Here is a 10,031-nt window from a genome sequence, read left to right as displayed (position 1 = left end):
CCGACGAGACCATCGTCCCGACCGAACTCACCGCATAGCCTCAAAGAAGAGATCACCGAGTGGCCGTCGATACACCACTCCCGCGGACGTGACCCCCGCCAGTATGAACGCACTCTTCGACGCCGTGCGCGCCGGCTCGCTTCGCCCGGTCCTCGGACAGGTCTATCCGATGAGCAAGGCAGCCGCTGCCCACGCCGCTCTGGCCGCTCGGGCGCACACCGGGAAGCTCTGCCTTGATACCGCCGGGTAGTTGAAAGCTCAGATTACCCTCAAATTTTCCGCCACCTGGAACAAGAGTGCGACGCGAGGCGTCGTTCAACTAGTCGTCCATGTGCGGGAGTTGGTGGGCCGGTCTCTGACGGGAGCGGCCCACCCGTTGGGGAGGTAGCGGGCTACATGACTGGCAACGAAATCTCGAACGCCTCGGAGACCGGATCTCGTCTCGTCGACCGATTCATCCGAGTCCAGAAAGCCTTTGCTCAGCTAGGCGGGGATGTGCACGGCACTGGCGAGATAGCCAAGGCGGCCGGCCTGGACGACTCCACCGCCTCACGCATCCTGCAATCCGGCGTCTACGGCGGACTGTTCGAGCGCATCGGACGCGGCAAGTACCGGCTGGGGGCAACCGCTGCGCACCTCGGGATGCACGCGCTCGCCAGCGCGCCAGCCAAGGACGACAGCACGCACACGATCTTGGAGGAGCTGCGCGAGGCCACTGACGGAGGCCTGGTCTTCCAATACATGCTGGCCCCCTTCGGGGGCGCCCAGCGTCAGTGCATCGACATGGCCGTGGGGGATTCGGACCTGGTGGAACTCGGGATGACCGCCCTCGACATCCTCTCCGTCACCCGTTCGCTCCGTACCGGAGCCAGCGGCCGAACCATCCTTGCCTACCTCCCTGCGACCCTTCAGGAGCTGGTGCTGGCCGAACCGATTCCGGCCGAAGCGGGCCCCGGCGTCTACCGCGACGACAAGGAACTCCTCGCTTCGCTCGAAGAGGTCCGTGACCGTGGATACGCCCTCGGCTACGAAGAGTGCATGCCCCTGTGGAATTCCTGCGCGGCGCCGATCGTCTGGGGGGAAGCGATCATGGGAGCCGTGCTTCTACTCAAACCTGCCACGGTCATGCCTGAGGCTCCGGAGTCAGTGATCGAGGCGACAAAGACGGCTGCCTCTCAGCTAAGCGCCAGACTGAGCCATCTGTCGGAGCCCATGGCCATGATGCTCGGAACGTGAGGAAAGCCCAGGTCGGAGGACTCGCCGCACGTGCAGGGAGAGCAGGGTGGACCCGCAGCAGAAATCCATGCGCCGACCGGCGAGAGTCGTCGCTAGGGTGAATCACATGAGCGGACAGCAAGAAGTTCACTCCGTTGCCAGAGTGGCCGCCACCCTCCGGACGGTCCTCGTGGGGTTCCGGCAAGGCGGCGAACGGGCCCTCCCCTTGCTGGTCGGCGAGCAGGAGGGGGGCGAGCCCGAAGCCGTCGTCCTTCCCTACGACCTATTCGTGGTGCTCTGCCGGGCACTGGAGCATGGCGAGGACCTCGACCTCGGCAATCTCGCAGCCAATCGGCTGGCCGATGCTCCCGCCCCCGGGCAGGGGCTGGGTACGGCGGCCCTGGCCCGCCTGGTCGCCGAGGCGCAGCCCGAGGACGCCGACGATCTCCTCCAGGCCGGCGGGGCGTCGGCGCGCGAGGACTGACGACAGCAGGACGGAGAACTCGTGGCGGCGTCCGACCCTTTCCGCGGAGACCACCTACCGCAGGTCGGCGCCGACATCCTGCAGCTGAAGAACCTCCAGCTGCAGAAGCTGGCGCTCATCCGCATCGCGCAGCTGACCAGCGGAGAAGTCCAGGGCACCCGTCTGGAACGGATGCCGGATTCCTGGCCGGCGGAACTGAGGAACTGCTGGAAGCTGTATTTCGACGAGCAGGAGTATGACGTCGACCGACGCCTCAACCGCCCAGCGCCGCGCTATCGCATTGTCTACCGCTTTCTCGACCCGGTGCCCGACACCGCAGACCGCGACCGGCGGCCACGGCTACAGGTCCTCGCGGTCGGCCCGCGCTACCTGGCCGAGGCATACGAGCGAGCCGTCTCCAGGCTCGCCCGCCCGGAGGTAGCAGGGGAACCCTCAGTCCAGCCGGGACGCCCCTCTGCCCAACCCGCTCAGCAGCAACGCGGACAGCGCGCGGGGGAACGAAGCCGACGAGCCCAGGACGAGCAGCGCCAACCTCGACAAAATTCGCCTCGCCCTCGGCATCATCGGTAGGGCGTGCCCACGACTTGCGGCCCGCACATGCACTGCTGGACGAAGATCACGGAGATGGCGCGACGGTCGGCGCGTAAGAAGCGGCAGACGAGTCGAGCTGTACGCCGGATTCTGTCACCCGGCTGCCTCGCGGCGACCGGGGAGACGGCCATCCATCTAGGACTGGCGTTGCCGCCAGCCTCGTGCGGTCTACCCGCAGACTCGGGCGAGCAGCCCTCAAACGTCCGCGCAGGAGCACCGGGGTGCTCCCTCTTGACCTTGCTCCGGGTGGGGTTTACCTAGCTGCCCAGGTCACCCTGGGCACTGGTGGTCTCTTACACCACCGTTTCACCCTTACCGAGGACCGAGGTCCCCGGCGGTCTGCTTTCTGTGGCACTGTCCCGCGGGTCACCCCGGGTGGCCGTTAGCCACCACCCTGCTCTGTGGAGTCCGGACGTTCCTCGACTGGGCGTGTTGCCCCGACGCGGCCGTCCACTCGGCTCGTCTGCCGCGCTGACTATGTTAGAGGACTGAATCGCTGGCCTGCGCCATTCGTTTCCCCTTACCGCGCGGCCGAGATTGCACAAGTCCTGCGGTCACCGGCCCGGCCCGCGAAGTACGCCTCCACTTCGCGACTGCCAGGCACGGTCAGGCACCGAAGGGCAGTACCTGCTGAACGGCCAGGTCGTCGCGAAGCCGCAGGAAACGGACGGGGTGCCGGTATCGCCCCACGTCGATGGCGGTGTCTGCTAGGAACTCCGCCACCAGGTCAGGGCGCACGGGGTGGTAGTCCAGCTCACCACGTGTACCCCAGCCGGCGCTGAAGCGTCGCCCGTGCCAGGGGTGATCGAGGCCCCCCGGATGCAGGCGCCGGGCGAGATCGCGCCGAACGGCGGTCGTCAAGGGTGTGGTGCGCGCGATGAGCCGTAAGGTGCCGACCGCGTCATACCGGGCCAGCAGCAGCGTGGCCGGAGACGCCAATGCCCCGGTGACCCCGCCGATGATCCCTTCGGCGGTGGTGCGGGAGCGGACCTTGACCCAGGCCCGCTTGCCGGGCAGGTAGGGCTGCTTGCTGCCCTTGACCACAACGCCCTCGATACCGACGGCGCCCCAGGCCGGGTCCAGCCAGTCCAGTGCGGTCGCCCGGTCCGTGGTGGCGGGGCACAAGGTGAACGGGGCGGCGAGCACGTCATGAGCGAAGAGGCCCTCCAAGATCGCGCGCCGCTCGCCGTACGACCGGTTCAGCAGTTCTGTGTCCCCCCTCTGGAGAACGTCGAAAACGATCAGATAGGCGGGGCGCTCGGCTGCGGCCTGCGCAGCGTTGTGCCCCCGGCTGCGGGCACGGCGCTGCAGCTCGGCGAAGTTCAGGCGCCCTTCGTGTGGCACGACGAGCTCTCCGTCGAGCACGAGGGCCTCGGTGAGTGCGGTGGCCGCGGCAGCGATTTCGGGAAAGGCTGGCGTGAGGTCAGCGCCCTGGCGGGACTGGACCATAACTAGGCCGGGGCGGGCGAAGAGGATGGCTCGGAAACCGTCCGCCTTCTGCTCCGCGATCCATTCTCCGGGCAGTGCCCCGTCCGGGGGCAGCTGCCGCCGCGCTTCCGCGAGCATCGGCTGAATCGGCGGGGTCAGGGCCACACTGTCACATCTACGCGGTGCCGTCTGGTAGTGCACGCTGGGCGCCCCGAATGGTCCCAGGCCAGGAGTGTGACTATGCAGAGGCCGGCGCCGGGATGGCAGAGGCACGACCGTGGCATCGCTGGACAGGCCAGGGCCTTTCGATGACGAGCTGAGGAATGGGGAATGGGCTCCCCGAGCACGGAGCGAGGGTCCGCCGGGGGGGCGTCGTTCCCGCGCCGTGCTCAGTCGAAGATCCCCAACTCTGTGTCGGGGCGGCAGAACGGGCACGCTTCCAGTTGCGTGTCGGTGAGCGCGAGGCGAGCCTCATGCGCACCAACGCGATGGGTGTGATCGCTGGTCATCGTGCAGTCGTCCTGATGCACTGTGGCTTCTTCGGGACCGCTCGGTGTGCGCCGTCGCTCGATCATGAAGCCCGCCGACCCGCGCTCGCGCCGACTCGGGGCAGGGCCGGCCGCGGGAGAACTCAACGCCCCTCGTCCGTGTAGACGCGGCTGTTGACGAGCAGCTTCAGCCTGACCTTCGGCAACGGACAGAGCATGACGGACGGCCTTCTGCTGAACCGACAGATAGATGCCGATCGTCTGATTCCGCGCGACCTGCTCGTCGAGGAAGTCCAGGATCATGCGGAGGCGCGGCGGGTCAGACGGCAGCTCGAACATGGCGGGCACCGGACCAAGCCGACGAGTGGACGATCATGCGTCGACCTCCTCTTCACGAGGCAGATCGACCAACCTCTCCCTATCCACCGGAAAACGGCCTCGGGAGCCCCAAAAGGGGTGGTAGTACACCGCCACCGACAGGCTGAGAAGCCGTCGCCGCAGTGCGGCACCACCCCGCCGTGCGGCCAGCTCGCGGTATGTGACGGTCCACTCGTGTTGAGTGCGGGCGAGGTCGGAAGGCATGGGGTGGCACATAGGTCAATTCAATCACCTGTTCGATTCCATTGACCACCCCAGCCACTTCAGACGCGGGCGACTGCATGCACAACCGGACCCTGAACGTCGGGGAGCCCTGCCGCCTACGGCTCGAAGCACCCCAAAGCGGTAGCAAACCCGGATTTCCGTAGATCAAGCATTGCCACCAGCACCCAAATTGCCGCAAATCCGACCAAGCCTCGAAGTCATCGCCAACCCACGACTCCCCTGTCGCCATCAACACATGTTGATAGACCTAACCCTCACAAGGCTCGACCATAAGCAAAAATTGCCACCTAACATAAACACCTGTTGATGACGGTGGCTTCGTGCCGCCGGAGTCCTGATGTCTCAGAGAAGGAGTCCTGGATCATGACCGTGCTCCGCCGAACCGCAGCCCTGGCTGTATCCACCGCCCTCCTCGCCGGAGGCGCGATGACTCTGGCGCCGACGGCGTCCGCAGCCACCTCTCCCAAGTGCACGTACAACCTGGCCGACTTCACCGGCACGGTGGACGGGGACGGCGTCAACTACCGAACGGGCCCCAGCACCAGCTACACCGCCAAGGGGCGGCTCTACGACGGTGACCGCGTGCGCGTCTACTGCGGGAAGGGCAACTGGTACTACAGCTCTCTGGCCAAGCGTTCGAAGGGGGGCCTGGCCAAGGGAACCACCGGCTGGATCCGCAGCGACATGCTCTACCAACTGGCCGGCTGAGCGTCGCCGGAGATAGCGACGTCGCGCCTCGCCTTCCGTGAGGGCTGATGCGCCCGTGTCGCATCCGTCAGGTGAACCCGCCGCATCCGCCTCCCAGGCCAACACCGAACGGACCAGCGAGCCTTCGAGCGTGCCGCGCCGTCAATCGCCACGGCGATCGAGGGTCACTGGCCACGGCGCAGTGCTATCCAGCCGCGTTCCCGCTCGCGGCGGCCCATTTCCTCTGCAAGGTCACTCCGACGAAGGAACTCCATGAATCTCCGTGCTCGCGTGCCTGCTCGTCTCGCCGCTTCCGTGACTCTCGCACTGTCCCTGACCGCCGGAGTGACCGCCGCCACGGCCCAGACCGCCAGCGCGGCAGAGGCGCCGTGCGTTCCCCGCGTGTACTACACGGTCAACACCAACGCCGTGAACTTCAGGACCGGACCCGGGACCGGTTACACGTCGAAGGGACTGCTGTACCGCGGCGACTGGGGCAAGAAGCTCGCCACCAAAGGCTCGTGGATCAAGCTGCGGCTCGGGCAGAAGTCCCGGACCGGACTGCCCAAGAACTCCACGGGCTGGATAGCCAAGCGCCTGGCCTACGACTGCGTCCCGATGCAGCTCGACTGACGCTGAAAAAGGAGCCTCGGGAACGACCCGTAAAGAGCTGGCCGGACGTCTGGGCAACCGGTGCCGAGCGAATCGGCTCTGGGGGAGGAAGAAGATCGGATGACGAAGAAGGGCGGTAGCTCGGAAGTCGCTGATCAAAGCGGCATCTTTCCGCGAGAAGGCCCTGACCGTACGCGAGAGCCGACACCTTCCGTGTCGCAACTGGCGGTTTCCTCGTTGTTGGTCGATCCCGTGCCCCGGCCGATGACCACGCGAACGAACCAGTTCACGGTGACCCGAACCGCGCATCTCCACGACTTCGACGAAGTCAACGCCATGCACGCCCGGTGTTCGTTGGAATCGCGCTATGCCCGCTACCACGCTGCCCGGCAGGCCGTGACGGCCCGCGAATGGGGGCATCTGTGTGACCGGTCCAACGGGACGACCTTGGTCACAGTCCCGCTCCATGAATCAACAAGCATCATTGCCGTCACCCACCTGCTCCGGACGTCGGAACCGCATGTCCGCGAACTCGGAATCCTCGTCGAGGACTCCTGGCAGGGACACGGGCTGGGCACGACCCTTGCCCACTACATGGTGGAACTCGCCCGCACCTACACCCTCGACTGCCGTGAGATCACGGCCATGACAGGAAGCGGCAACCAGCGGATGCTGTCCATCCTGCGGGGGCTGCACGCCCGCGTCACGGGCAGGGACGGGCCCACGCTGGACACTGTGATCCCCGTGGAGACGTAGGGCCATGTACCCAGCACTCCGTCATGTGTGGCGTAACCCCAGAACCAAGCGGGGCCAACGACACCGGGATCGCGGTCCTCACACCCGCCCCGTCGCCTTCCGCCGCCGGGGCAGCAGCCGCCAAGGGTGTGGCACCACGGCTCGGAGAGTTCCGCAGGACAGACCATGCTCCGGGCGCGACCGGTCATCCCGGGGGCTGACATCGCGCGGTATCGCCGGCTGTTCCTGAACAGCCGCATCACGCAATCCGACGAAGAATGGGAGATCCCCCTGTGCCCCCGCTCATTACTGATGCCCGTCGCAACACGCTCCTCGTGCTCGACGACGGCACGATCACCTACGCACGCACCGCGACCATCGAGGACTACCCCCTCCTCGAAGATCTGCACGCCCAGTGCAGTACGGGCAACCTCTTCGCGCTCTACAGAGGCCGCAGCCCCGGCTTCTCCGCTGCTGAGTGGCAGGCCATAGCGGAGAGCCCCCGCAGTCGCGTGCTCCTGGTCACCGCGGACCAGTCTGATCACATCGTGGCCATGGCGTCGATGATCGAGAGCCCCCGCGCGCCGGAAGCGTGCGAGGTGGCACTCCTGGTGGCCGACCTGCCTCCGCATGCCTACCAGGCACGCGGGCTCGGCACGCGGCTGGCCGACCTCGCCGCCGACCTCGCCCGCGACGCGGGATTCACGTCCCTCACCGTGGCATCGCTGTGGACGAACTGGCGGATGATGCTCATCGTCGAGCACCTCGGCGGCCCGACCCTGCCCCAGACCTCGTACGTGCGCAACATGGCGCTGCTCGGCCTGCTGCCCCACTCCGGCCTCGACGTGGCCGACGAGATCGAACTGCGGATCGCGCTGTGAGGGCGGCTCCTGCTTCGGGCACCGAGCGGTCCGCCGTCGTCACCGACGACGGCGCTCGGCTGACCGTATACACCGATGGTCCGTCGCGGGCCGGAGTGTCGGTCATCCTGAGCCACGGTTTCCTGATGACGGCGGACGTGTGGCGTCTCCAGGCACGCGCGCTGTCTGCCGGCGGGGTCCGGGTCGTCCGCTACGACCAGCGGGCCCACGGCAACTCGGAGCCGGGCCGCGCGGCCTTGACCGTCGACCGGCTCGGCGCCGACCTCGCCCACGTCATCGACGCGACAACGCCTCACGGACCGGTCGTTCTCGCCGGGCACAGCATGGGCGGCATGGCAGCCCTCACCGTCGCTGCCCGGCACCCGGAACTCATCCGCCACCGGCGTCCACACGTAGCCCTGATCTCGACGTCCTGCAGCCGGGCCCAGCTGGTGCCGGGCACCCACCCGCTCCACTGGATCAAGGCAGCAGCCCGTGCTGGCTACTCCTATCCCCTCTGCTGGCTTCCGCCCGCCGCCGATGTCGCACGGCGCCGGCTGCCGAGCCGCCACCCGTGGGCCTTTCGCCCCGAGACGCAGCACCACGGCGACATCCCGCCTCCGAGCCGACAAGCCATCCGCCGTACGCCCACCGCGCAGATCGCCCAGCTGTGGAAGTCCCTGCGCACCTACACCACCGCCGAGATGCTCCACGCTCTCGACGCACTCGCCGACCGCGTCGAAATCGTCACGGGCGAACTGGACGACTGGATTCCCCTGTCCCAGACCCATGAGCTGGCGCGACAGCTGCCCAACGCACGTATGCACGAGCCCATCATGGGCGCCGGGCATCGACTGCCCACCGACAGGGTCGGCCACGCCGCCGTGACCCAGGTCCTGAACCGGATGGCCGAGGAGGCGCTCCGCGCCCCCGCCTCCACAGCGCCCCCGAGGTGAATGCACATGAGTCGAGACCATCAACAGCCGCCGTCGGCCGCGCCTTTGGCCATCCGGCTCGACCCGGACACCACCATGACGCTGCGGTTCATCGCCGAGCCGACCGGGCGCCGCCGTCGGCACCGACGCTCCCTTCAGTCTCCCCATCGCCCCACTGAATCCTGGCCGCGGGAAACACCCGCCGGCTCGCGGTTCCCCTCCGCGTAGAGGCCGGGGCCCGCAGCAGCACCCACCAGGCCGGTGGCGAGCCAGCTGATCGGGCCCCGCCTGCACCGCGTTGTACAAATTCACACCTTGGCCTTCTCGATCGTGACGGATCGGAGAGCCCATGCAGCCGTACGCCCGCCATGCCCTTGAGAACTGGCACACAGCCTGGACCGCCCAGCAGGACGCTGCCCTGGCCGCCTTTGTCACAGCCTTTCCCGGCCTTGCACGCATGGATCGCCCAACGGGCTGCTGCGATCCGCGTATGAAGGTCGAACGGCACGGAGAGGCGACCGGCTTCGTGTGCTTCGACGATCACGGCCGTGCCACGGTGGATTTCGCAGGGATCCCGCAGGCCACCCTCGGCAGAACCCTCGAAGTCATCTTCGGGTGCGGCTGGTTCGAGGAGGGACCCGAGGGGATCGCAGCCGCGCCGCCTGGCACCTACAACTGGGATGACGAAGCCACGTACGCGGAATTCGAGATCAAGGTTGAGGCCGATGCCACCGCCTCGATCTGCATGTCGTATGTGACCGTAGAGGACGCCGTCGTCCTCCTGGACGAGTTGCAGACCCAGCTGACCGAGCACCCGGTCGGCGGCTCGGCGCCGGTTGACGAGCAGCGGTAGCCGACATCACAGCGCCCCCTGTCACCGTCGCAGAGCGCGGGTCACCACGCCGGCCACGGCAGCGAGCGCGCTCACTACGGCGGCCCCCACCCCGAGCGGCTCGGCGAATGCCGGATGCTCGCGGGCGAGATAGACGGCGGCCCCGGTGATCAGGAGCCCCAGCACCAGGGCGAGGAGCAGGACCGCCAGGCGCAGTTCCCGGTGGCCGTCGTCCTGCCGGTGCGGCGCGTCCGTGTCGATGGTCATGGGCTGTAAGTCCTCTGCACGTCGGGCATCTGCGGGCCGTCCGCGTAGGGGCGGCGTCGCAGACGCGGCTGGGTGGATGGCGTCCACGGTGGTTGTTGCGCGACGGCGTCGTTAGGCCGTAGCGCTGCCGTTTCACTGCCATTTCTCCGCCAACTGTGCGGGGCGGTGGCCGAGGCGACTGGACGAAGGTGGGGGGTCTCTAAGTAGCTGTTGTCTTTTCGATCTTGAGAGATGCGCGTCGAACGGGAGTCCCGATCGGGTGGTCGCGGGGTGCTGGGCGCATACGAACAGGGC

At 67.4% G+C, this 10,031-nt stretch carries 13 protein-coding genes and 1 other RNA gene; 10 read left to right on the top strand and 4 right to left on the bottom strand.

From position 1 onward, the window contains the following. The first annotated feature begins 34 nt into the window (after positions 1-34). From ACFYMM_RS43885 to ACFYMM_RS43870, 4 genes are all read left to right on the top strand, one after another. Positions 35-250 (top strand): zinc-binding dehydrogenase, encoded by a 216-nt coding sequence (locus ACFYMM_RS43885; protein ID WP_388398350.1) that lies wholly within the window; start codon positions 35-37, stop codon positions 248-250. 146 nt (positions 251-396) lie between these two features. Continuing rightward, the gene (locus ACFYMM_RS43880) at positions 397-1,236 is read left to right on the top strand and encodes an IclR family transcriptional regulator C-terminal domain-containing protein (protein ID WP_319647516.1); all 840 of its coding nucleotides are present in this window, start codon (positions 397-399) and stop codon (positions 1,234-1,236) included. Positions 1,237-1,342: 106 nt separating this feature from the next. Continuing rightward, positions 1,343-1,699 (top strand): hypothetical protein, encoded by a 357-nt coding sequence (locus ACFYMM_RS43875; protein WP_388398348.1) that lies wholly within the window; start codon positions 1,343-1,345, stop codon positions 1,697-1,699. Positions 1,700-1,720: 21 nt separating this feature from the next. After that, positions 1,721-2,269, top strand: coding sequence for a hypothetical protein (locus ACFYMM_RS43870; RefSeq protein WP_319647518.1), 549 nt, complete (start codon positions 1,721-1,723; stop codon positions 2,267-2,269). Positions 2,270-2,353: 84 nt separating this feature from the next. Here ACFYMM_RS43870 and rnpB read toward each other — a convergent pair. From rnpB to ACFYMM_RS43855, 3 genes are all read right to left on the bottom strand, one after another. Beyond that, positions 2,354-2,752: RNase P RNA component class A (rnpB, locus tag ACFYMM_RS43865), an RNA gene on the bottom strand. 144 nt (positions 2,753-2,896) lie between these two features. Then, the gene (locus ACFYMM_RS43860) at positions 2,897-3,919 is read right to left on the bottom strand and encodes an ATP-dependent DNA ligase (RefSeq protein ID WP_319647519.1); all 1,023 of its coding nucleotides are present in this window, start codon (positions 3,917-3,919) and stop codon (positions 2,897-2,899) included. 188 nt (positions 3,920-4,107) lie between these two features. Then, positions 4,108-4,545 carry a DUF6233 domain-containing protein gene (locus tag ACFYMM_RS43855; RefSeq protein WP_319647520.1) on the bottom strand — a complete coding sequence of 146 codons (438 nt, stop codon included), beginning with the start codon at positions 4,543-4,545 and terminating at the stop codon, positions 4,108-4,110. 627 nt (positions 4,546-5,172) lie between these two features. On the opposite strand from ACFYMM_RS43855, the gene ACFYMM_RS43850 reads away from it, so the two are divergent. From ACFYMM_RS43850 to ACFYMM_RS43825, 6 genes are all read left to right on the top strand, one after another. After that, the gene (locus tag ACFYMM_RS43850; protein WP_319648143.1) at positions 5,173-5,517 is read left to right on the top strand and encodes an SH3 domain-containing protein; all 345 of its coding nucleotides are present in this window, start codon (positions 5,173-5,175) and stop codon (positions 5,515-5,517) included. Positions 5,518-5,811: 294 nt separating this feature from the next. Then, positions 5,812-6,129, top strand: coding sequence for a cell wall hydrolase (locus tag ACFYMM_RS43845; RefSeq protein ID WP_334645869.1), 318 nt, complete (start codon positions 5,812-5,814; stop codon positions 6,127-6,129). 99 nt (positions 6,130-6,228) lie between these two features. Beyond that, positions 6,229-6,864 (top strand): GNAT family N-acetyltransferase, encoded by a 636-nt coding sequence (locus ACFYMM_RS43840; protein WP_388398343.1) that lies wholly within the window; start codon positions 6,229-6,231, stop codon positions 6,862-6,864. Between the two features lie 272 nt (positions 6,865-7,136). Further along, positions 7,137-7,724 (top strand): GNAT family N-acetyltransferase, encoded by a 588-nt coding sequence (locus tag ACFYMM_RS43835; protein ID WP_319647523.1) that lies wholly within the window; start codon positions 7,137-7,139, stop codon positions 7,722-7,724. Continuing rightward, entirely contained in the window at positions 7,721-8,659 is a 939-nt protein-coding gene (locus tag ACFYMM_RS43830) for an alpha/beta hydrolase (protein ID WP_334580615.1), read from the top strand. The genes ACFYMM_RS43835 and ACFYMM_RS43830 overlap by 4 nt, the downstream gene beginning before the upstream one ends. A 328-nt stretch (positions 8,660-8,987) precedes the next feature. Then, entirely contained in the window at positions 8,988-9,491 is a 504-nt protein-coding gene (locus ACFYMM_RS43825; RefSeq protein WP_319647524.1) for a hypothetical protein, read from the top strand. A gap of 21 nt (positions 9,492-9,512) precedes the next feature. Here ACFYMM_RS43825 and ACFYMM_RS43820 read toward each other — a convergent pair whose 3' ends face one another. Continuing rightward, positions 9,513-9,737: a hypothetical protein gene (locus ACFYMM_RS43820; RefSeq protein ID WP_319647525.1), complete on the bottom strand. Its 225-nt coding sequence runs from the start codon at positions 9,735-9,737 to the stop codon at positions 9,513-9,515. Between the last annotated feature and the right edge of the window lie 294 nt (positions 9,738-10,031).

The organism is Streptomyces sp. NPDC006739, from assembly GCF_042869815.1.
Classification (GTDB): domain Bacteria; phylum Actinomycetota; class Actinomycetes; order Streptomycetales; family Streptomycetaceae; genus Streptomyces.
Note: the sequence above shows the minus strand (reverse complement) of the source record. Positions and strands in the feature narration are given on the sequence as shown.